This is a genomic window from Streptomyces sp. NPDC031265 (assembly GCF_055570295.1).
Map to the genome: position 1 here is coordinate 52,169 of NZ_JBVIHM010000035.1, position 21,387 is coordinate 73,555.

Below are 21,387 nucleotides of genomic sequence, written 5' to 3' on the forward strand. Positions count from 1 at the left end.
TGCCTGAACGTCAGGCGTCCCCGGTGGCGCTGTGGGCGCCTGGTGCGTGGTTGCCTTGAGTATGCGGGTGAACACGCCCCGACACGTACGCCGGGACCTTCCCCCGCGCCCGACGCGCATCACCGATCCGTACGACGACACGTACGACGACGCGTACGGCACGTACCGACACGGACGAATGGAGACGAACTTCAGTGAGCAAGGTGCTGTTAGTGCATGCCAAGGGCGGTCCGCCGCTCGGTCACGTCCTCTCCCGGACGGCCGCGAGGGCGGAAGTGCACCTGCTGGCGCTCAGCGCACTTCCTCCCACCGTGGCAGGCTCCGCCCGGAGACTGTGCGCCTCGGTCGTGACGCCCGCCGAGGCGGAGCGTTCCGATCTGGTGTCCCTGATCGTCTCGCGGGCCGAGGCTGTCGGCGCGGACGCGGTGCTCACCTTCTCCGAGTACGCGGTCGTGGCCGTTGCCGAGGCGTGCGAGGCGCTCGGTCTCGCGGGGGCCGGCGGCGCCTCCGAGCTCGCCCGTGACAAGCGGCTGATGCGGCGCACCTGGCAGGAACACGGCCTGCCGCAGCCCGAGTTCCGTGCCGTCGCCACGGAGGCCGACCTGCACGAGGCGGCCGGTGCCCTGCCCTACCCGATGCTCCTCAAGGCGGCCTGGAGCGCGGGCTCCACCGCGCACCAGATCATCCGCTCCCCACACGAGGTGTCCGCGGCCTGGCGTCGCTCGCGTGAAGTCATGGCTGAATCTGCCCAGTTGGGGTACGCGGAGCTCCATGTGGCCGAGGCGAACGCGGACTTCGTGGTGGAGCAGATCGTGACCGGCGCCGTGTCGGACTGGTTCGACGAGCCCGGCTGGGGCGACTACGTCAGTGTCGAGGGTGTCGTGGCGGACGGCGCCTTCCACCCGGTCTGCGTCAGCGGCCGGATGCCCACGGTCGAGCCGTTCACCGAGCGTGCCGGCATCACCCCCGCCCTGCTGTCCCAGGACGCCCAGGACCGCGTGGTGGCGCTCGCGCGGGAGGCCGTCGACGCCCTCGGCCTGCGCGACTGCGGGACGCACACCGAGATCAAGCTCGGCGCGGACGGCGACATGTGGCTGATCGAGACGGCTGCCCGGTTCGGCGGCGCGATGACGGTGCCGCAGATCGAGGAGGTCTTCGGGCTCGACCTCGTCGGCATGCTCGTCGACCACCTCCTCGGGCGCCCGGTCGAGTGGCCCGGACAGGCCCTCACCCCGGCGCAGGCGCACGGCGCGGCAGGCTCCCTCGTCGTCCTCGCGGTCGACGGCAGGGGCGAGGCGTGGCGGGACCGCAGGGTCTGGGACTTCCCGGCGGTCTCGGCGCGCGTGCCCCTCACCCGCGGCAGCGAGCTGTCGGTGGTCGCGGAGAGTTCGCTCCCCGACGGCAGCGTCGTGCCGGTCTACGACCCGGCCGCGGGCGCCAACACCATGGCGGCCCTGTGCCTGCTCTCCGCCACCGACCCGCGGACGGTGCTCCGCGACTTCGAGACGCTGGTGGACGCCCTGCCGCGGGTGCTGCCCGCCGCGCGGCGCTCCGTCATACAGCCCGAGGAGGTCTCCGTATGACTGCCCAGCTGTTCACCGGCGCCGCCGAACCGGCCACGGACCGCACGGTCGTCGGCGAGAACCTCTCCCTGCCGCTCTTCCGCACGCTCTCCGGGGTCCTGGCCGGCCACCCCTACCTCAAGGTCGTCGTCGACCGTGCCGAGAACACCTGGCACCTGCTCGACACGGCCGCGCACCCCTTCCACGTCAACTACATCGCCACCCGCGTCCTGGGCATGGAACTCGCCGAGCTGGACGCGGACCTGGACGCGTTCAACGCCTCCGTCTACATGGATCCCGGGCGTCGTTTCCTGCTGGGTGTGCTGTCCCTGCACACCGGAGAGGACGCGGAGGGCCGCGAGCGCACCTTCCTCGTCCTGGAGACGACCGAGGCCGACACCATGCACGGCGAACTCCTCGACTTCTTCTACGAGTTCGTGCGGGTGCGGGTCGACGGCAGGCTCCCGTTGCTGCTCAAGCCCGCCAACCACGGGCAGGAGGAGGAGCTGGCGGCCATCAGCGAACTGCGCGTGCCGCGCATCCTGAGCCACGAGCTCTTCGGCTCCAGGGCCCGGACGCCACTGAACCCCGGCGAGGCCACCGGGCGGCTGCGGTTCTTCCGCACGAACGAGGCGTACGAGGAGTACACAGCCGCGGAGGCCGGGCTCGGCTGGGCGGACATCGTGGCCATGCCGTGCCTGCCTGACGATGTGCCCCGGGTGGCCGGATTCCTCAACACCGCGCCGATCACGCCGCTTTCGCACACCAACGTCCTGGCCTCCGGCTGGGGGATACCCAACGCGATCGTGCTCGATCTGGAGGAGCTCGTCGAGAGGGGCGGCCTGGACGGCGCGTGGGTGCGCTATCGGGTGCGCGAGGACGAGATCTCCCTGGAGCGGCTGGACCAGGAACCGACCCTGCGCGCTCCGGCCTGGCACCAGCAGCGCATACGCCTCGAACCGCCCCTGCTCGAAAACACCCCCGTGCTGGCCCTGCACCGGCTGCGCAGCACCGACCGCGACCGGTACGGGACCAAGGCGGCCAACCTCGGCGAGCTGCACCACGTACTCGACAGCCGTACGGCCGACCTGACCGCCTTCTACGGGCGGCCCCGCCCGCCGCGCGACGACCTCTACGGGCACCTCGCCGCCCGGCTCGGCCTCAGCGCGCCCTCCGCAACCGAACTCCGCGCCAGGGCGGCTGACTTCGTGGCCGCGACGGTCGGCGCCCCGGAGGGCGTCGCGCTCCCCTTCGCGCTCCAGCAGCACTTCCTCGCCTCGTCGCCCGCCCTCCAGCAGGGCATCGGCAAGCTCAAGATGGCACTCGAACTCGACGCCACCGACGTCCTGGATCCGCTCTGCCTGCAACTCCAGCAACTGATCCGGCACACGCCCGTCCCCGAGTCCGTCACCCGGCAGATCAGCCAGGCGTTCCCGGTCCCGGCGGCCGCGCTCGGACGCCTGGTGGTGCGCTCCTCGTCCAACGCCGAGGACCTTCCCGGCTTCTCCGCGGCGGGCGTCTACGACTCCGTCACCGCCGTCCACGGCCCCGGCGAACTCCTGGACGCGGTACGCCAGGTGTGGGCCTCCCTGCTGTCGCCCCGCAGCGTACGACTGCGCCACCAGGTCGGGATCTCCCTCGATGACACCTATATGGGCGTGATCATCCAGGAGTACGTGCCCGCCTCACTCGGTGGTGTCCTGGTGACCTGCGACCCGACCCGCCGCGAGGACTTCCGCAACGTCTACCTCAACTGTTCCCCCGGCTCCCCGGAGCGGGTCGTCGACGGCTCGGTCCTGCCGCAGCAGTATCTGTACAACACGGTGGAGGGCGGCGGCCGCACCGTCGCCCTGGGCTCCTGGGGCGACGGGCTGCCCGCCGCCACCCGCGCCCGGCTCGCCGACCTCTCCCTGACCGGGCGGCTCCTGCAGTCCCACTTCAGCGGGTCGGAGTTCGGCGGGTCCGACGTGGACAAGCCGCTGGACATCGAGTGGCTGATGACCGAGCGGGGCGACTTCCGGCTGGTCCAGATCCGCCCGTACGCGCTGTGAGGCGGCTGCGCCCCGGAGAGCCGGCCGCCACTGGTCTGACGGACACCGCCCGCCGGATCATCCGGCTCAACTACGGCTTCCAACTGCTGTTCAACCTGCTGTGGTGGATGCCGGTGTTCTACGCCTACCAGAAGGCGGCCGGGCTCTCGGACGGGCAGATCTTCGGCATCCAGAGCATCTACTACGTGGCCTTCTGCCTGTTCGAGATCCCGACCGGGCTGATCGCCGACCGGATCGGCGCCCGCAACTGCCTGCGGGCCGGGGCGGTGGTGATGACGGCGGCGAACCTGGCTCCCGTGGTCAGCGCCTCTTACACCGGCTTCCTCGTCCACTTCCTCGCCATCGCCGCGGGCCGTTCGCTCACCTCGGGAGCGGCGAGCGCCTATCTGTACGACGGGCTGCGGGCCGAGAAGTGCGACGAGCACTACCTGAAGGCGGAGGGCACCGCACGGGCCCTGGGGCTGGCGGCGAAGGTCGTGTGCTGGCCGCTGGTCGGGCCCCTGATGACCGTCGCCCACGCGGCTCCGTACCTGCTCAGCGCCGCCAGCGCCGCGGGCTCCCTCGCGTGCGCCGTCGCGCTGCCCCGGCTCGCCGGTGCTGGCGGTGGTACGGGGAAGGCGGCCGGCCGGGCGAACGGCGGGCGCAGGGGCGGCGCGTTCCTGCGGGACGCGGGCTCCGCGCTGCGCTGCGTCGCCTCCTCGCCGTGGCTGGCGCTGGTGATGGTGCAGGGCGTGGCGATCTTCACGCTGTCGCGGATCTGCCAGGTCAACCTCTTCCAGCCGATCCTGCTGGACCACGGCATCGGGGAGGCCTCGCACGGTGGGGTGATGGCGGCGATGACGGTGGCGGAGGCGGTGGCCTCGGCCCGACCCCAGTGGCTGAGCCGCCGTCTGCCGCCGGTGGCCTGGGTGTCGATCCTCAGTCTCGCGCTCGCGGGCACCCTGGCGGCCATGACGTTCGGCGGGCCGTGGGCCGTCGTCGCGCTGCTCTGTCTGTTCGCCGCCGCGACCGGTTTCGCGTACCCCATCCAGCGCAAGTTGGTGAACGACGCGATACCCGCGAACGCCCCACGGGCCACACTGCTTTCGGTCGAGAGCATCGTGGACCGCGCGGTGTGCGCACTGGCCGCGATCGCCGTGGGCGCGTATCTCTCCGCCGGGCGTCTGGACGCCCTGCTGTGGCACAGCGCGCTCGCGACCGCGGTGCTGCTGGGCGCCTTCCAACTGCTCCTGCGCAGCGGGGTGGTGGAGCGGGACCGAGCCGGGGCCGGGATCCCGGCGGCGGACGCGGGAACGTGGGACCCGACGCCCGCGCCGCCCCCCGGGGAGGACGCGGACGGTCATGACGCCGGTGACGCGGCCCGGCTGACCGGGGGCGGACGCCGCAGGCCGCGGTCGGGCACGTAGCCGCGGCGCGGGCGCATCCCCGCTGAGGTACGCATCCGGGAAGGGTGGGTACCCAAGGTGTGTACCTCAGCGGGCGCGGTGCGCGCGGACGTCGGTCAGTGGGACCGGCGGCCGAGGAGTTCGAGCAGCCCGGCCGGGAGGAACGTGGGCCGATGGGGCTGTCCGACCTGGTACGGCAGATAGCCCAGCGAGGCGGCGACCTTGACCTCCTCGGTCGTCTCCGCCTGGTAGACGAGTCGGCAGCGCCCCGAGTCGGCCTGCGCGCGCTGCCAGAGGGCAGGCGCCGGTTTGCGTTCCGCCTCGGTACGCGGGGTGAGGATCCGGTCGCCGAAGTCCTGCCAGGCGAAGGGCGCGGAGCCCCTCCAGGTGGCGTCGACCTCCTTCTTCAGCCTGGCGGCACGCTCGGCGTCGGTCCTGCCCCAGGAGGGCGGAACGTTGGTGATCAGCCCGATTCTGATGTGGCGCGCGCGCAGAGCGCGCAGATAGGAGGCCGCGCCGGGCAGATAGCCGATGCTGCCGTCGTCGGCGGTGTGCACGAGGGTCTCGCCCAGGTCGAAGTACACGACGGGGCAAGCGCTTTCGGCGCTCGTACGAGCGACGGAGTCCGTACCGGTGACGCCGCTCGCGCCGCCGGGCACCGCCGCACTCACCGTGGCGCAGAGCACGGTCGACGCCAGGGCTGCGCCCAGCGCGAGGCCGGCCCGGCCCCAGCCCTTGGAGGGGGATCTGTTCATGGCGTCGTCGCCCTTCTCCTTGCGCACCGCGAGGATGCGCGAATGTCCTGGACATGACATGCAGGTGTCGCGAAGTCTCTCACGCGGCGGTCGCGCGGCGGTCGAGCCGCGCGACCGCCGGCCCCTCTCCGTCAGGTCGTTCGCAGACCTCGTGATCTACCGATCCTGCGACAGCGCGTGCAACTCGCTGAACAGGCCCCCCGAGTGCAACAGGTCCTCGTACGTTCCCTGTTCGGTGATGCGGCCGTGTTCCATCACCACGATCCGGTCCGCCATGCGGGTGTTCTCTGGGGGTTCCCCGGCTGTGGTGTGACGTCGTAGAAGCCCTTCTCGTTGAGGAGGTTGCGACGGTTCTCAGGGGGTGTGGCTCTGCGGTGGATCGTTGCGATCAACTCGTGGAGTAGAGGTAGATCAGTGCGTGCATTCCCTGTACAGCTGCCGTCAGGCATCCGGTATTGGACCGTGGTGGACGATGAATTGGGTGTGGTGGAGGAAGCTGACCGCTTCCTACGGGAGCTGAGGTTGGCCCGGGGGCGGGCAGAGACGACGACGAAGGCGTACGCCGAGGCCGTCGTGCTGTTCCTGGCCTGGTGCGCGAACTCCAGGCGAGAATGGCGGACCGCCGCTCGCGACATGGGGTTGTTCATGCTGTGGCTGAAGTGGACCCCGGGAAACGGCGGTCAGCGGCGGGTGGTGGTGCCTGGGCCGGGTGCGAAGCCGGTCCGGGGCGAGAGTCGGATCAACAAGGTGCTGACTGCCGTTCGGATGTTCCTGGTCCATGCCGTGGTGAACAAGGCCGCGCCGACACGGGTGTTGGAGCAGATCTACGAGCTCGGCGACGATCGCGACCTGCCTCAGGAGGCTCGCGGCGAGAGTGGTGCGATGCGGTATCGGATGCGGGCCCGCCACCGGCTCCAGGAGCCCGAGACCACCATCGACAGGGCCAGCGACGAGGAGATTGTCGCCATGTTCTTGAAGTGCCGCTCCGCCCGTGACCGGCTCATCCTTCTTCTGCTGTCGCGGGTCGGACTGCGCCCGGGGCAGGTCGCGGGCCTGCGCCGCTGTGATCCCCGCGGGGCGATGCAGACGCAGATCAACTGCGTCGTCAGGCTCTCCGAAAGCCTGCGGCTGAACGGGCCGGACAAGGGCATCGACCCGTGGCTCTTGGGCCGCGACGACATCGTGGCCTTCCTCAACCGAATGCGATACCTGGTGCAGCAGGGAGAGGTCGCCGCCGCCCGCCACGTCACCGACGTCCGGCACTTGCGGCGCATGCTCCTACGCATGCGAAGCCTCGGGCTGACCCAGCCTGACCAGCCCCTGCACGGCCTGCCCGAGCAGTTCACGCTCCGGCCCGAGGACATCCCGGACGACCCCGAGGACACCGCGGCCGGCCGCGATATCCCGCCGGAGGTGATGCGCCAACTCTGCGACCATCTCGATGCCTTGGGTGCAGGCGGCCTGCAGGCCCGCACCGCGGTCGAGCTGCTGATGGACACCGGCCGTCGTCCCGACGAGATCTGCAAGCTGCCTCTCGACTGCCTCGAACGGGACGGCGACGGCGAGCCCGTCCTCGTTTACGACAACCGCAAGGCGCTAGAAACGGCCGACGGTTGCCGATCGCCAAGGCCACCGCAGCCCTCATCGTCGAGCAGCAGCAGCGAGTCCGCGCCCGTTTTCCCGACACCCCGGCCAAAGACCTCGCACTACTGCCGACACCGGTCGCGAACCCTCACGGCACGAAGCCCCTGACCGCCAGCTGGCTCGGCGTCCGCCACCGAACTTGGGTCGTCTCTCTGCCGGACTTCCTCGTCCCCACCGTCGTCGAGGCCGCCGGTGAGCGCGTCACGAAGATGCTGCCCTTCGACAAAACGAAGGTCTTCCCCTACGCCTACCGCCACACCTATGCACAGCGTCACGCAGATGCTGGCATCCCCGTCGACGCTCTCAGGGTTTTGATGGACCATCGCCAACTCGACACTTCGCAGCGTTACTACAGGGTCAGCGAGAAGCGCCAACGAGAAGCGGTCGAGCGTGTCACAGCGATGCAGTTCGACCGGCACGGCAAACGAGTCTGGCGGCAGGTCAAGGCCATCCTTGACTCCGAGCACGCACGTCGGGCGATCGGCGAGACTCAGGTTCCTTACGGCACCTGCACTGAACCGTCGAACGTCGCCGCCGGCGGCCATGACTGCCCGGTTCGGTTCCGCTGTGTCGGCTGCAGCCACTTTCGCACCGACGTGTCCTACCTGCCCGACCTGGAAGCCTACTTGGCCGATCTCCTGCGCAACCGCGAGCGCCTGGCCGCGTTCACCGACGCCGACGACTGGGCCAAGGGCGAGGCCATGCCCTCGGACGACGAGATCACCCGAGTACGCCGCCTGGTCAAACGTGTCCGCGAGGAACTCGACGACCTCACCGACGAGGACCGGGCCCAGATCCAGCAGGCCGTCACCGTCGTCCGCAGAACGCGGGCGAGCGTCGTCTCGCTCGGCATGCCGAAGGTGAGGCAGCCCATGCCCGACCTCCGCCCCGAGAGGACCGCATGACCCTCAGCATGATCGACGGCAAGCGAGCCGACTCCGCACGACGCCGGGATCGCGTGATCAAGGCCCTGGATGTGGCCTTGCGGACCGGAGGCGACATCACCGTGTCCGGCCTCGCCCGCGCCGCCCGAGTGGATCGCAGTTTCCTCTATCGTCACCGTGACCTGCTCGAACGCGTTCACATCGCCGCCAACACACCTGTTCGGGAGGGTCGACTGGCTGCTGTGAGCCGGGCTTCCTTGCAGGCTGATCTAGCCAACGCGCTGGAACGAAACACCCGTCTTTCCGCGCGGGTGCGGCAGTTGGAGAAGCGGCTTTCCGAGCAGCTCGGCGAGCAGGCGTGGAACGCGTCCGGTCTCGGAGCCGCACCGGACATCGATCAACTCCAGCGACACATCAGTATGTTGGAACAGGAACTCGCCGAGAAGCGGGGCGAGCTTGAGGAGAGAACGGAAGAACTCGATGCTGCCCGGGCAGCCAACCGCGAGCTCACACGACTCATGAACCAACCGTCAAGCCGGTGATCACCGGATCACCCGGGAGCGGACATAAACACCACACCCAGGACCTGCGCCGCCTCGCCCTCGCCCGGAGCCGACCCGACGTCCTGTTCGCGATACTTCGCGTCGGCACCTTCTACGAACTCACGACAGTGGGGGTCACGTGACCGGCGGCTCTGCCAGCAGCACGACCTGGTCGGCTTCAATGTCGAACCCGAGCGCTGGACGGCTCCCGTCACCACCCTCGGAATCCATCAGCACTGGCTTGCCTAGGCTGTGTCCGGCGGATCTTGTGACTGCTCCAGCCTTGGTTCGTTGGCATGCTCATGGGGCGCGGAGATCTCACAAATGAAGAATGGGCCCGGCTGAAGCCGCATCTACCGAAGTCCGGTCAGCGCGGGGGCCGTTGGGAGAGCCATCGCAGGGTGATCAACGGGATTCTGTTCCGGCAGCGCACCGGGGTACCGTGGCGGGATCTGCCTGCGCGTTTCGGTCGGTGGAAGACCGTGTACGAGCGGCATCGGCGCTGGTCAGCGGATGGCACATGGGACAAGCTCTTCGCGGCTGTCCTCGCCGATGCTGACGCGGAAGGCCGCATCGACTGGTCCATGGTGAGCGTGGACTCCACCTCCTGCCGAGCCCACCAACACGCCGCGGGAGCACGTAAGAAACCCCCGCGGCTTCCGGGAAAAGGCACATGCCCCTGCAGCACCGCCCCGATGAGGGCCTGGGACGCTCACGGGGCGGCCTGACCTGCAAGATCCATCTTGCCGGTGAGGGCGGACGCCGCCCACTCGCCTTGCTGATCACCCCGGGGCAGTGGGGCGACGCTCCGCAGCTCATCACGGTCATGGAGCGTGTCCGTGTCGCCCGCCGGGATGGCGGGCGACCGCGGACTCGGCCTGGCCACCTCGGCGGAGACAAGGCTTACTCATCCCGCCGCAACCACCGCTACCTGCGGCGACGCCAGATCAAGCACACGATCCCCGAACCGAAGAACCAGCGGGCCAACCGACAGCACAAAGGCAGCAAGGGCGGTCGGCCCGCTGGCTTCGACAGGACGATCTACAAACGCAGGAACGAGGTGGAGCGGACGATCAATGCCCTCAAGAGCTTCCGGGCTGTGGCGACGAGGTTCGACAAACGCGCCTACGTCTTCTACGGCACCGTCACCGTTGCCTCGATCCGACTTTGGCTCCGGTCGAGACCCACGGGAGAGAGCTAGTAGTACCCCTTCGCCCCGTCAAGCAACTCCCTCACGATGTCCGCGTGCCCCGCGTGCCGTCCGGTCTCCTCGACGAGATGGATGAGCACCCAGCGGAGGCCGGCGTTGCCGGACCGGCAGTCGGGGTGGCGGCCGACATCATCCCAAGAGGCCGCGGCCACGATCTCGTTGCTTCGAGCGCACTGGGCCTCGTACGACGCACACGCGGCCGGGAGTGCGCCCCATCGCTTCGAGGGAACCGGATGCGCACCACCGGCCGTCGCTCAGGCCCGGGTGTAGCCGCCGTCGGCGAAGAGTTCGGCGCCGGTGACGAACGATGAGGCGTCCGAAGCCAGGAAGAGGGCGGCCTCGGCGATTTCCTCGGCGTCGGCCAGCCGCCCCAGTGGCACGACGGCCTCGGCGAACCGGTCGACGTCCGGCCCCGCGGCGCGCAGCAGGGCAGGGGTCCGTGTGGGTCCCGGGCTGAGGACGTTGACCCGGAATCGACGCTCTCGCGATTGCCGGGCCCAGTTGTGCACGAGGTTACTCAAGGCTGCCTTCGAGGCGCTGTAGACCTCGAGGTGCTCATTGGGGCGCACGCTGTTGCTTGAGCCGATGACCAGGATGGAGGCGTTCTCCACCAGCAGCGGAAGCGCCTTCTGGACGGTGAATAGTGGGCCCTTGACGTTGACGGCGAGCGTCAGGTCGACGTTCGCCTCGGTGTGGGCGCCGAGCGCGGCGTCCGCGACGATTCCCGCGTTGGCCACCAGCACGTCGATGCGTCCGGCCTCCTCGCGGACTCGCGCGTAGAGCGCGTCCAGGTCGGCCAGGACCGAGACGTCGGATCGTACGCCGGTGGCCGCAGGACCAATCTCCTTGACTGCCGCTTCGAGGCGGTCGATGTCCCGGCCGGTCACGAAGACCCGTGCGCCCTCCCGGACGAAGCGGTGGGCGATGGCCAGCCCGATCCCGCTGGTCCCTCCGGTGATCACAGCCACCTTCTCCTGCAGCACGCCTGGCATGTCGAACCCCTTCAGTTGTGGAATGGATCGTCCATAACGTAGTCAGTAATGGACGATCGAGTCAAGAATGGTTAGGCTGAAACCATGCCGAGACCACGCGCATTCGACGAACGCCAAGTCCTGGAGCGGGCCCGGGAACAGTTCTGGGCGACCGGCTATGCAGGAACCCGGATGGACGACATCGCCCAGGCGACCGGTCTGGGCAAGGGCAGCCTGTACGGCGCGTTCGGCGACAAGGGCAAGCTGTTCCACCGTGTGTTTGGCGACTGGTGCACCGCAGTCGTTGAGGTGGCCGAAGGGCGGCTGGCAGGTGGCCCGGACGCAGAGGCCTTGGCCCGGCTGTCGGGATACGTGCACCTAATGGCGGAGAACACCGCCTCAGACACCGAGCGCCGCGGGTGCCTGTTGGCCAAGGGCGCGGCGGAACTGGCCCAGCACGATCCGACGGTCGCCGGACGGTCGGCCGAGACCATGACGGCACTGCTGACCCTGCTGCGGACGGAGATCAGCGCCGCCCAGCGCCACGGCGACATCGATAGCGCTGCGGATCCGGAGCGGTTGGCGGCACTGCTGTTGACGGTGGTCCGCGGTATCGAGGCGGTAGGCAAGGCCGGCCTGGACCCGGAGACGCTGCGGAACATTGCAGACACCGCACTGGCGGTCCTGCCCATGCCCGAGGGGCAGAAACACCTCGCAAGCGGGCGCAGTCCGGCCCGCGAGAACTAACTTGGTGCCATCACGGCCACATGATCCGCCGGACACGGCCTAGCCGCCGCCCGAACGCCTCCAGGAACTGGCAGAAGACATCAAGTCGCGCCTGTCCCTGAAGCTCCCTCAGGTCGACGTCGAAGTCGATCTCTTCCGCGGAGGAGAAGCGGAAGATCATCAGCACATCGGCAGAAGGCCACACTCGCAGTTCGGGACACTCGGCGCCGTCCGGGCGGGACAGCACAGTCTCCGCCCGGGGAAGAGGAAGCACCGCCCCGCCTTGGGAGTACCGGAACGTCCAGCCCTGTTCGACAACGAGATCAAGCACCGCCTGCCAGTCCTCCACCGAAGCGTCAGGAACACTTACGTCCGGCAGCGACCCCATTACCTCGGGGTCGAAGAACCACCTGACGTCATCCCACAGCAGATCAGTCATGACGCCATCCTGTCTTCCGGGCTGCCCTGCACCGACCCGGTTTCCTAGACGAACCGACAGGGGCACCCTGTCGAAGTTCATACCCTGGCGATAATTTCCGGAGCAATACCCAGGACGAGCTTCTCCAGCGCGTCCTGGGCCGGACCGAAGGTCGCAACCCACGTCTCGACCAGATAGATCTCGCTGTTCTGATCGATGCCGAGGAAGAGCCGGCCTTCGTCGAGTTCGCCAATCGGGAAGAGATCGCGTCCGATCGTCTGGCTCCACTCAGCGAAGCGGCCCTCCTCGCCGACGAGGCACTCGGCGTCGAAGTTAAAGGGCGACTTGGCGCACGTGATGTCCGGCCCGCCGATCCACACACTCAGGCCGCCGAACTCCGCCAGGAAGCTTTTAGCAGCCTCGTGCATGCGCACTTCGCCGCTTTCCTCCAATCGCTCGCGCCACAGCTCAACGGATACGTGCCGCCCGGGAAACCACCCGGCCGCCCGCAGCGTCTCCTCGGTCTCCGCAGTGAAACCCGTCACCACGCCGGCTCCCCGCAGGGGCGTCGCCGTCGCGTCCACCCATGCCTCGGCCAACGTGGTGTCCTCCGGCAGGATCTGCCCGTGCTCAGCTGGCCAGCCAGGACGCCACTTACTCAGCCACTCGTCAAAATCATCCCTCAGGAAATGACGACCCACCGGCTTGAGCCGCACTTGCGGGCGCTCATCGGCCCACCAGAGCTCGAACTCGGCAACCGTCCCTTCCTCCGGCCACCGCTCCGAAGCCATCGGCAGCAGCAGCACGTCGACAAATCCGCCGACAGGAAGGCCGATATCCACGAAGATCCCGGTGGCCCCTGGGTTCGGAACCCTGGTCACCCTCCCCTGAAACCGCTGTCCAAACCGCAGGCCACTACGGATGCGATGCGGTGCTCGCCGCGCGCGTCCATCTCCGACGTCGGCTCGTCCAGGATCAGGACCGGTGGGCGGCGGTAGAGCGCGCGGGAGCAGGCGATGCACTGCCACTGGCCGCCGGAGAGTTCGCTGCCGCCCCACAGCTCGCGCGCCAGCAGGGTGTCGAGGCCGTGCGGCAGTTCCTCCACCGCCGTGCGCATCCCGACCGCGTCCACGGCGTCCCAGACCGGCCCGGCGTGGTGCGTGCGCGGCTGGCCCAGGGTGATGTTCTCCCGTACGGCCAGCGGCCATTGGCCGAGGAACTGCGGGACCAGACCGGTGCGGCGCCACACCGTCTCCGGGTCGGCGGCCGCCACGTCGACACCGTCCCAGGCCACCCGGCCCTTGTCGGGCAGGGGCCGCCCCGCCCGCGCATCCAGCCCGGCGTCGGCAGCAGCGGCCGGACCTCAGCCCACTCCTCGTCCGTCATGTCCGTCGGGTACCGGAGCTGCCGTTCAGGCCGGTCGGCCGCGTTACCGTACACGTGCGCGAGGCAATCACACGTTGGAGCGGCGGAGTTGGACTGCCCGGCCATCGACACGGAAGACTGCGGCACCGGGGCCTCCTGTTGCTCTATGGATTCGACACCCACGAGCTGTTCAGGAGGTCCCTTCCTCATGCCCTCGCCAGGGCAGGATCACCCGACCGGGAACCCGCGTTCGACCGCCACCGCTCAAGATCGAAAAGACAACAGCTACTTACTGCTGAAGTCGAGAATCGATCAGGGTGTGGTGAGGGAGAACCGATTGACGGTGACGGCCCCGCCGAGGGCGGCGGTGGCGTAGCTGAAGATCGCAAACCGGTAGCCCATGAAGAAATTCGGGCGATTGTCGAGCGTGAACGCGGGTCCGAGCGGCGTGAAGGTCGTGCCGTCGGTGCTGTAGGAGAAGGTCGCCTGGCGTCCGGAGCCAGGTCGAATGTCGGCGGTGACGCGCAGCCAGACTCGGCTGCCGCCGCTCCCGCCGTCGACCCGGACGAGCTGCCACTGCTGGTTGCTGCCGTTCCAGCTGCCCCATTGCTGCACGGCGGCGCCGTCGACGGTCGACAGGCCTGCCACCTCGAGAACCTTGTTGCTGTTCCGATTGACCAGGCGAACATACCCGTCAGTGGAGTCGAGACGGAACTGCTGGTTGCTGCCTCCGACGTCGGTCCACTGCACCACGGAAGCGCCGTCGGCGGTGGACCCGCCGAGGACGTCGACGACCTTGCCGGAGTGCCGCACGCGCAGCTTGTAGTAGCCGCCGCCGGCGTCCGCGAACTGGAACTGCTGGTTGTTGGCGTTCGTGCGGGTCCACTGGTGGAGCTGGGCTCCGTCGGCGGTGGACACGCCGCTGACGTCCAGGGCCTTGCCACTGTTGCGGTTCAGCAGCACGTACCAGGCAGTGGGGTCGACCGTGGCGGACAGTTCCGCACTCGCGCGTTCGGTGCCGGTGCCGCTGGTGTTCCAGCTCGAGTCCATGGTGAGGCCGTCGGTCATGGACAGGCGGGTGACGCCGTTGTCGCGGCGCAGGCCGATCCAGGCGGAGGCGTCGCGGAGCATCGCGAGTCCGGCCCGGTCGCCGTTCGCCATCGCAGACGGGTCGAGTTCGACCGTGGCGGTGGAGGAAGGGCCCTGGATGCGGTGGGTGAGGGTGTTGCGGGCCGCGTACAGGTCGTTCGTGACCGTGGCGGTCTGGAGCTTGAGGCCGTTCCCGGCGGACCACTTGGTGTTGTCGGGGTTGTGGTTCCATTCCCACTTGGCGGCCAGGGTCGCGGTGGTGAACGTGTCGGCGCCGGTGAGCGGCGGAACCGGGTGCGGGGTGAGGTTCGGGAACGGGTAGGTCTGGCCCCAGGCGCCGTTGACGGTGGTGACCTCCGGCCAGCCGTCCGAGGTCCAGGTGATCGGCGCGAGCGCGGGCATTCGCCCGCCGGGGTAGGCGTCGACGAACCCCATGTAGTACCAGGCGCCGTCGGGGGTCGAGACGAGGCCGCCCTGGTGCGGGACGCCGCCGCCGGCGATCGGGCCGGGCATGTCGAGCAGCACCTCCCGGACTTCGTAAGGTCCCCAAGGCGACGAGGACTTGAGGATGTACTGGCCGTTGGGGGGCCGGGTGGCGAAGATGTAGTAGTTGCCGTTGATCTTGTAGAGCCGGGAGCCCTCCAGGACGCCGATGTCCGACGGAGTGGAGAAGACCTCCTGGTTGCGGACTTCGGTCTTGCCGTCGGCCGAGAGCTGCGCGACGGAGATCTTGGTGGCGCCGTAGGCGACGTAGATGGTGTCGTCGGTGTCGACGAGCATGCCTGCGTCGTAGTAGGAGCGGGGGAACTCGGCGTGGCGGGTCCAGGGTCCGGCGGCGTCGGTGGCGGTGTACATGAACGAGCGGTAGAAGTCGATCTGCCCGAGCCAGTAGAAGCGGTTCTCGCTGGCGCGGTGGGTGATCGAGGAGGCCCAGATGCCGCCCACGTAGCGGTGGCCGCCGTTCAGGTCGTACCAGTCGCTGAAGTCGAGCCTCGGCACGGAGTGGCCGATGAACTCCCAGTTGACGAGGTCCCGGGAATGCAGGACCGGGGCTCCGGGCGAGTAGTGCATCGTGGACGCGGTCATGTAGAAGTCCGCGCCGACGCGGATGACCTCGACGTCGGCGAAGTCCTGCCAAATGACGGGGTTCGCGTAAGTCGACTCCTGGCCTTCGGCTTGGGTGAACGGGTCGAGGGCGGTAGCGGCTGCGGCCCCGGCGAGCACGCCGGCTCCGCGGATGAGCATCCGCCTGCGGCTTATGGGGAATTCGAGCCAGGACATGGTGGTTCCTTTCGTTAGTCGAGGGTCGGCGCGGTCCGCGCCAGCGCGGGCGTCGCGGTACCGATGACGGCGGCCGCGCCCGCCGCGGCGGCGAAGCTGAAGACGGTGCGTCGTGTCAGGGACATGGGAGTTCCTTTCGTAGGGCGGGACCGGACCGGGCGGTCGCGGACCGGCGGGTGCGCCGCCTCGGTTCGGTCCCGGGTCGGTCAGTCGACGGAGGCCGCCGCGATGTCGGCGAGGACGGTGTCCGCGCCGCAGGTGGCGCCCACGGGGACGAGCGAGAACTGCTGGTTCGTCGCGCCCGTCGCGGTGTACTGGCGGATCGGATCGCCCGCGGTGGTCGACCAGTTGTAGACGTCGAGGCAGGCGAACCGCGCGGCCAGAGCTACGCCTCGCCACAGCGTCGGTTGTCCGTGGCGACGCGATGGGCGGGGTCGGGCTCGCGGTAGGTGGCGTCGGCGACCACGATCGGCCGGTAGTAGTTGATGCCGAGGAAGTCCAGCGGCTGGGCGATCAGATCGAGGTCCCCTTCGCGGCGGAAGTCCTGGCGGGTGATCAGCTCGCCCCAGGTGCCCTGCTCGGTCGCCGGATAGCGGCCCGCGAGGATCGGCTCCGTCCACACCAGGTTGTGCTGGGTGTCGGCGCGTACGGCGGCCGCGCGGTCGGCGGGCGTGTCGTTCGCGGGCACGTTGCGGTCGAGGTTGAGGGTGATGCCGGCCTCCCGGACACCGGCCGCGCGCATCGCCTTCATCGCCAGGCCGTGGCCGACGAGCAGGTGGTGTGCGGCGGCCAGGGCGCCGGTGCCCTCCTGGGCGCCGGGGGCGTGGCGGCCGACGGAGTAGCCGAGGAACGCGCTGCACCATGGCTCGTTGAGGGTGATCCAGCGGGGTACGCGGTCGGCGAGGTGCTCGGCGATGATCTGCGCGTACTCGCCGAAGCGTTCGGCGGTCTCGCGCACGCGCCAGCCGCCTTGGTCTTCCAGGGCCTGCGGCAGGTCCCAGTGGTAGAGGGTGGCGGCCGGTTCGATGCCGGCTTCGAGGAGTTCGTCGATGAGCCGCGAGTAGAAGTCCAGGCCCTTGGCATTGGCGGGACCGGATCCGGTGGGCTGGATGCGGGGCCAGGCGATGGAGAAGCGGTACGAGTCGACTCCCAGATCGCGCAGCAGGGCTACGTCCTCGGGATAGCGGTGGTAGTGGTCGCAGGCCATGTCGCCTGTGTCGCCTCCGTCGACGCGCCCCGGGGTGTGGCAGTAGGTGTCCCAGATGGAGGGGCCACCGCCGTCCTCGTGCGCGGCGCCCTCGATCTGGTACGAGGCAGTGGCCGCGCCGAAGACGAAGCCGGAGGGGAAGACGGGCAAGTCACTCATGGATGGCCTTACTTGGCGTACGTGGCCTACTTGACGGATCCGCCGGTGATGCCGGCGGCGATGTACTTCTGGGCGAGGACGAGCAGCACCGCTGCCGGGATCGCGGACAGGACGGATGCGGCCATGACGGAGCCCCAGTCGCCGACGTGCGCGCCGATGTACTGGTAGATGCCGAGGGTGACCGGCTTGACGTCGTCGGTGGTGTTGAGCGTGAGCGCGAACATGAAGTCGCTCCACGCGTACAGGAAGGAGAACAGGCCTGCGGTGATGAGCGAGTTGCGGCTCATCGGGAGCACGACCTGCACGAAGGTACGGAGCCGGCTCGCGCCGTCGACCTCGGCGGCTTCGATGACCTCCTTGGGGATGGCCACCATGAAGGAGCGCATCAGGACGATGGCGAAGGGGATGCCGAGCGAGGCGTCGGCGAGCATGAGGCCGAAGTAGGAGTTGACCAGGCCGAGATCGACGTACGCGCTGTAGAGCGCGTTGGCGATGACGATGCCCGGCACCATCTGGGTGATGAGCGTGCCGAAGACGATGGTGCGGGTGCCACGGAGGCCGAACTGGGCGAGCCCGTAGGCGGCGGGGGCGGCGATCGCGAGGCAGATGGTGACGGCGCCGAAGGCGACGGCGAGCGAGGTCAGCAAGTGGCCGCCCTGCTCGCGGATCGCGGAGGTGAACCCGGACAGGTCCACCCCGTGCGGGATGGGCGAGACCTCCAGGAGGCCGGATGTGGGCTGCAGGGCCGTGTTGAGCATCCAGTAGAGCGGGAAGAGCATCACGCACAGGATGAGTACGCCGACGACGGTGGTGCCCCAGCGGCGCTTCGCCCTGGTGGCAGGTCCCTGGGCGGCGGGTGTCTCGGTGACGGTGGTGGTCGCCATGCCGGTCACTTCCCCTCGGAGCGGTTGGCCCGCAGGTAGAACACCGCGAAGACGGCGGAGATCAGGATCAGGACGTTGCCGACGACGGCGCCCGCGCCGAAGTCCAGCCTCACGAAGGAGTTCTGGTACGTGAGGGTGCCCAGGGTCTGGGTGGAGTCGGCGGGGCCGCCGTCGGTCAGGGCGAGGATCAGGTCGAGGATCTTGACCGTCGACATGAACCCGAGGACCAGCACGACGGTGATGACCGGCTTCAGTAGCGGCAGCGTGATCGAGCGGAACGTGCGCCAGGCGGACGCGCCGTCCAGGGACGCGGCCTCGTACAGCTCCTTGGGGACCTCCTGAAGGCCTCCGTAAAGGATCACCATGTTGAAGGGGATGCCGATCCAGATGTTCACCACGATGACGGAGAACAGGGCCATGCCGGGGCTGGTCAGCCAGGGTGTGGCGCCGCCCAGGCCGAAGGTGTCGAGGAAGGAGTTGAGGACGCCGGTGTCCTGGTCCAGGATGCGGCGCCACACGACTCCGGAGACGACCATCGGGACGAGCCAGGGCAGCAGGATCAGGGAGCGCAGCACGCCGTTCAGCGGGAATCTCTTGGTGAAGAAGACGGCGAGCGCGAGGCCGATGCCGAACTGGCCGATCAGGGACCCGATGGTGAAGACGACGGTGTGCCACAGCGCCTTGCCGAACAGGTCGTCCTGGAAGACCTTGCTCCAGTTGTCGGTGCCGTTGAACGGGGCCTTGCCGTCGAAGAAGGTGGAGGGCGAGTACTCCTGGAAGCTCATCAGGACGTTGCGCACGAGCGGGTAGCCGAAGAAGAGCACCATGAAGATGACCGCGGGCGCGATGAAGCCCCACTGGGAGAGCCTGCGGCGGCGCCGGGCGCGTGCCGGGTCGGGCTTCTTGACGGTGTTCGTCCGGTGATCGGCGTCGGGCGCGGTCGCGGAGGCTGTAGTGGTCGACATGTTCGTCACGTCATTTCCCGCTTGTGGCGCGCTGCTGGGCGCGCTTGAGCGCGGCCTCGCTGGACTGTCCGGTGAGAGCGGACTGGAAGGCACTCTGCAGGGCGAGCGACACCGCCGACCAGCGCGCGCCGACCTTGGCCGTGCGCGAGCGGGCGGTGGCCACCTGGTCGGCGAGGGCGTCGAGTTCGGGCACTTCCTTGCGCCAGATTGCGGCGGCCTTCTCGTTGGCCGGGACCATCCAGCTGTTGCGCGCGTAGGTGATCTGCTCCTTCTCGCCGGCCATGCAGTCGATGATCTTCGCGGCATTCTTCTCACGCGCGGTGTCACCGGACTTGGGCACGGTCAGCACGGCGCCCCCGAGCGGGCTGACGGAGTCCTCCCCCGCCTTCGGCACGGGGATCCGCGCGATGCCCCAGTGCAGGTTCTTCTTGGCGTTGAGGGTCTCGACCTGCCACGGACCGTTGATCATCATTGCGGCGTTGCCCGCCATGAACTGGTCGTTGACGTCGGCCTGGGTCCAGTTGACGGTCGACTTGGACAGCGAGCCGTCCTTGATGAGGCCCTTCCAGTAGTCGAGCGCCTGGGCGACCTGCTTGCTCGCGAGCTGCGACTCGTCACCGCCGTTGGACCACATGAACGGCGTGAACTGAAAGACGCCGTCCTCCGCGCCGCCCGCGCTCAGGGCGATGCCGTACTGACTGCCCTTGGTGAGCTTCTTGGCGGTCTGCCGCATCTCGTCCCAGGTGGTGGGCACTTCGAGACCCGCCTTCTTCAAGGTGTCCTTGTTGTAGAACAGGGCGATGGTGTTCACCGTGCGCGCGGCCCCGTAGTACGTGCCCTTGTAGGAGCCGAAGTCGACGATGCCCCGGGGTATGTCCTGGGTGGACAGGCCCAGCGTGCGCAGGTCGATCAGGCCGCCGGCCTCGGCGAACGTCGGCATCTCGGAGGCGTCGAACTGGATGACGTCCGGCAGTGACTTCGAGGACGCCATGCGCAGTGACTTCGTCATGACCTGTGCGGCCGGCACGCTCTGCTGCTCGATGGTGATGCCGAGTCGCTTGCTGCAGCGGGACAGGGTGGCTGCGTCCCAGCCGTGATACGAGTCGTCGGTCGACGAGTTGAGGACGGTGTAGACATCGTCGTCGCGTTGCTGGCCGCAGCCGGCGAGCGCCGCGGTGGCCACGAGCGCGGAGACAACGGTGAGCGGGACCGTCGCCCGCCGACCGACGCGGCGACGCCTGACACGCGCGCGCTCCGGTATGTGTGCTGCTGTCACGGTGGTTTCCCTTGCCTGGAAGGGGGAGGAGTGGCCGGCCCGGCGGGACGCCCGTGTCCCGCCGGGAGTGTTCGCAGATCCCGGTTCGGCTCCGGCCTCAGCCGGACGGGGTCGATCGCGGGGTGCGGGAATCAGCTCACGCCGAGCAGGTGCTCCATGGCGAGCTGGTCAAGGCGTTCGAAGGCCATGGAGCGCTGGGCGGCGGCGTTCACGTCGTAGTCCTCGTACGCGCCCTTGTCGGCCAGGAGCTCGGCAAGGCCCTCGGCGGCGGTGGGCTGCGCAAGCTGGTCGAGGCGGGAGTCGCGCAGCGCCTGCCGCACCTGAGGGTCGGACCGGAACGCGGCCGAACGCTCCTTGAGGATCAGGTAGTTGCGCATGCAGTTCTTCGCGGACTCCCACACGCCGTCGACACCGTCGGTGCGCGCCGGCTTGAAGTCGAAGTGGCGTGGCCCCTGGTAGCCGGCGCTCTCCAGCAGGTCGACGAGCCAGAACGCCTGGCGCACGTCACCGGCGCCGAAGCGCAGGTCCTGGTCGTACTTGATGCCGGTCTGGCCGTTGAGATCGATGTGGAAGAGCTTGCCCGCCCACAGAGCCTGGGCGATGCCATGCGGAAAGTTCAGGCCCGCCATCTGCTCATGGCCGACCTCCGGATTGACGCCCACGAGTTCGGGGCGCTCCAGGTGCTCGATGAACGCCAGAGCGTGACCGATGGTCGGCAGGAGGATGTCGCCGCGCGGTTCGTTCGGCTTGGGCTCGATCGCGAACCTGAGGTCGTAACCCTGCTCGACGACATACTCGCCGAGCAGGTCGAAGGCCTCCTTCATCCGGTCGAGCGCGGCGCGTACATCCTTGGCACCGCCGGACTCCGCACCCTCACGACCGCCCCAGGCGACGTACGTCGTGGCGCCTAGGGCGTGGTTCGAAAGTAGCGTCGTCCGCCCGAAGGGCGGGCCCGGCGGCGTCTGGTGCGTGCGATCGCAAGGCGGAGGGTCGCCCCGATACTGGTTGTATCG

General features: G+C 68.9%; 16 protein-coding genes and 4 pseudogenes. 8 read left to right on the plus strand and 12 right to left on the minus strand.

Annotated elements, in window-relative coordinates:
- Positions 1-203: 203 nt before the first annotated feature.
- The 3 genes from ACZ499_RS35050 to ACZ499_RS35060 are packed head-to-tail and all read left to right on the plus strand — an operon-like array spanning position 204 to position 5,019.
- Complete coding sequence (locus tag ACZ499_RS35050) at positions 204-1,583, plus strand: ATP-grasp domain-containing protein (protein ID WP_468680604.1); 1,380 nt, start codon at positions 204-206, stop codon at positions 1,581-1,583.
- A complete protein-coding gene (locus ACZ499_RS35055; protein ID WP_468680606.1) occupies positions 1,580-3,613 on the plus strand; it encodes a PEP/pyruvate-binding domain-containing protein in 2,034 nt (677 codons plus the stop codon). Before ACZ499_RS35050 ends, ACZ499_RS35055 begins: the two co-directional genes overlap by 4 nt.
- Positions 3,610-5,019, plus strand: coding sequence for an MFS transporter (locus ACZ499_RS35060; protein ID WP_468680608.1), 1,410 nt, complete (start codon positions 3,610-3,612; stop codon positions 5,017-5,019). The genes ACZ499_RS35055 and ACZ499_RS35060 overlap by 4 nt, the downstream gene beginning before the upstream one ends.
- A gap of 95 nt (positions 5,020-5,114) precedes the next feature.
- Here ACZ499_RS35060 and ACZ499_RS35065 read toward each other — a convergent pair whose 3' ends face one another.
- Positions 5,115-5,753, minus strand: a complete 639-nt coding sequence (locus tag ACZ499_RS35065) for a hypothetical protein (protein ID WP_468680610.1) — start codon at positions 5,751-5,753, stop codon at positions 5,115-5,117.
- Positions 5,754-6,215: 462 nt separating this feature from the next.
- Here ACZ499_RS35065 and ACZ499_RS35070 point away from each other — a divergent pair, with 462 nt between their 5' ends.
- The 3 genes from ACZ499_RS35070 to ACZ499_RS35080 all read left to right on the plus strand — a co-directional run bounded on the left by ACZ499_RS35070 (position 6,216) and on the right by ACZ499_RS35080 (position 10,024).
- Entirely contained in the window at positions 6,216-7,505 is a 1,290-nt protein-coding gene (locus ACZ499_RS35070; protein WP_468680612.1) for a hypothetical protein, read from the plus strand.
- A gap of 805 nt (positions 7,506-8,310) precedes the next feature.
- On the plus strand, positions 8,311-8,823 hold the full coding sequence (locus tag ACZ499_RS35075; RefSeq protein WP_468680614.1) for a DUF6262 family protein: 513 nt from the start codon (positions 8,311-8,313) through the stop codon (positions 8,821-8,823).
- Positions 8,824-9,125: 302 nt separating this feature from the next.
- Positions 9,126-10,024, plus strand: a protein-coding gene (locus ACZ499_RS35080) for an IS5 family transposase (protein WP_468680634.1) whose coding sequence is annotated in 2 segments (ribosomal slippage) — positions 9,126-9,486 and positions 9,486-10,024 — 900 coding nt in all. Because the reading frame shifts where the segments join, the coding sequence is not laid out codon by codon here.
- Here ACZ499_RS35080 and ACZ499_RS35085 read toward each other — a convergent pair.
- Both ACZ499_RS35085 and ACZ499_RS35090 read right to left on the minus strand, forming a co-directional pair.
- Positions 10,021-10,239 (minus strand): annotated as a pseudogene (locus ACZ499_RS35085) (mycothiol transferase); the annotation flags it as partial. The gene ACZ499_RS35080 and the pseudogene ACZ499_RS35085 overlap by 4 nt on opposite strands.
- Before the next feature lie 48 nt (positions 10,240-10,287).
- Positions 10,288-11,025 carry an SDR family NAD(P)-dependent oxidoreductase gene (locus tag ACZ499_RS35090; RefSeq protein WP_468680616.1) on the minus strand — a complete coding sequence of 246 codons (738 nt, stop codon included), beginning with the start codon at positions 11,023-11,025 and terminating at the stop codon, positions 10,288-10,290.
- 84 nt (positions 11,026-11,109) lie between these two features.
- Between ACZ499_RS35090 and ACZ499_RS35095 the strand changes: the two genes are divergently transcribed.
- Positions 11,110-11,751, plus strand: a complete 642-nt coding sequence (locus ACZ499_RS35095; protein ID WP_468680617.1) for a TetR/AcrR family transcriptional regulator — start codon at positions 11,110-11,112, stop codon at positions 11,749-11,751.
- Positions 11,752-11,761: 10 nt separating this feature from the next.
- Here the strand turns inward: ACZ499_RS35095 and ACZ499_RS35100 are convergent, their stop codons facing one another.
- From ACZ499_RS35100 to ACZ499_RS35115, 4 genes and pseudogenes are all read right to left on the minus strand, one after another.
- Positions 11,762-12,169, minus strand: a complete 408-nt coding sequence (locus ACZ499_RS35100; protein WP_468680619.1) for a hypothetical protein — start codon at positions 12,167-12,169, stop codon at positions 11,762-11,764.
- 77 nt (positions 12,170-12,246) lie between these two features.
- Positions 12,247-12,990, minus strand: coding sequence for an SUKH-3 domain-containing protein (locus ACZ499_RS35105; protein WP_468680622.1), 744 nt, complete (start codon positions 12,988-12,990; stop codon positions 12,247-12,249).
- An 83-nt stretch (positions 12,991-13,073) separates the two neighbouring features.
- Positions 13,074-13,460 (minus strand): annotated as a pseudogene (locus ACZ499_RS35110) (ATP-binding cassette domain-containing protein); the annotation flags it as partial.
- Between the two features lie 587 nt (positions 13,461-14,047).
- A pseudogene (locus ACZ499_RS35115) lies at positions 14,048-15,883 on the minus strand (family 43 glycosylhydrolase); the annotation flags it as partial.
- Positions 15,884-16,111: 228 nt separating this feature from the next.
- Between ACZ499_RS35115 and ACZ499_RS35120 the strand changes: the two are divergent.
- On the plus strand, positions 16,112-16,237 hold the full coding sequence (locus tag ACZ499_RS35120) for a hypothetical protein (RefSeq protein WP_468680623.1): 126 nt from the start codon (positions 16,112-16,114) through the stop codon (positions 16,235-16,237).
- Positions 16,238-16,286: 49 nt separating this feature from the next.
- Here ACZ499_RS35120 and ACZ499_RS35125 read toward each other — a convergent pair.
- The 5 genes and pseudogenes from ACZ499_RS35125 to xylA all read right to left on the minus strand — a co-directional run.
- Positions 16,287-17,249, minus strand: a pseudogene (locus ACZ499_RS35125) (family 1 glycosylhydrolase); the annotation flags it as partial.
- A gap of 26 nt (positions 17,250-17,275) precedes the next feature.
- The gene (locus tag ACZ499_RS35130; RefSeq protein ID WP_361374655.1) at positions 17,276-18,133 is read right to left on the minus strand and encodes a carbohydrate ABC transporter permease; all 858 of its coding nucleotides are present in this window, start codon (positions 18,131-18,133) and stop codon (positions 17,276-17,278) included.
- A gap of 5 nt (positions 18,134-18,138) precedes the next feature.
- On the minus strand, positions 18,139-19,098 hold the full coding sequence (locus ACZ499_RS35135) for a carbohydrate ABC transporter permease (RefSeq protein ID WP_468680625.1): 960 nt from the start codon (positions 19,096-19,098) through the stop codon (positions 18,139-18,141).
- Between the two features lie 10 nt (positions 19,099-19,108).
- Positions 19,109-20,374, minus strand: coding sequence for an ABC transporter substrate-binding protein (locus tag ACZ499_RS35140; protein ID WP_468680626.1), 1,266 nt, complete (start codon positions 20,372-20,374; stop codon positions 19,109-19,111).
- A 131-nt stretch (positions 20,375-20,505) separates the two neighbouring features.
- Positions 20,506-21,387, minus strand: an 882-nt coding sequence (gene xylA / locus ACZ499_RS35145) for a xylose isomerase (protein WP_468680628.1), incomplete at its 5' end; no start/stop codon positions are given.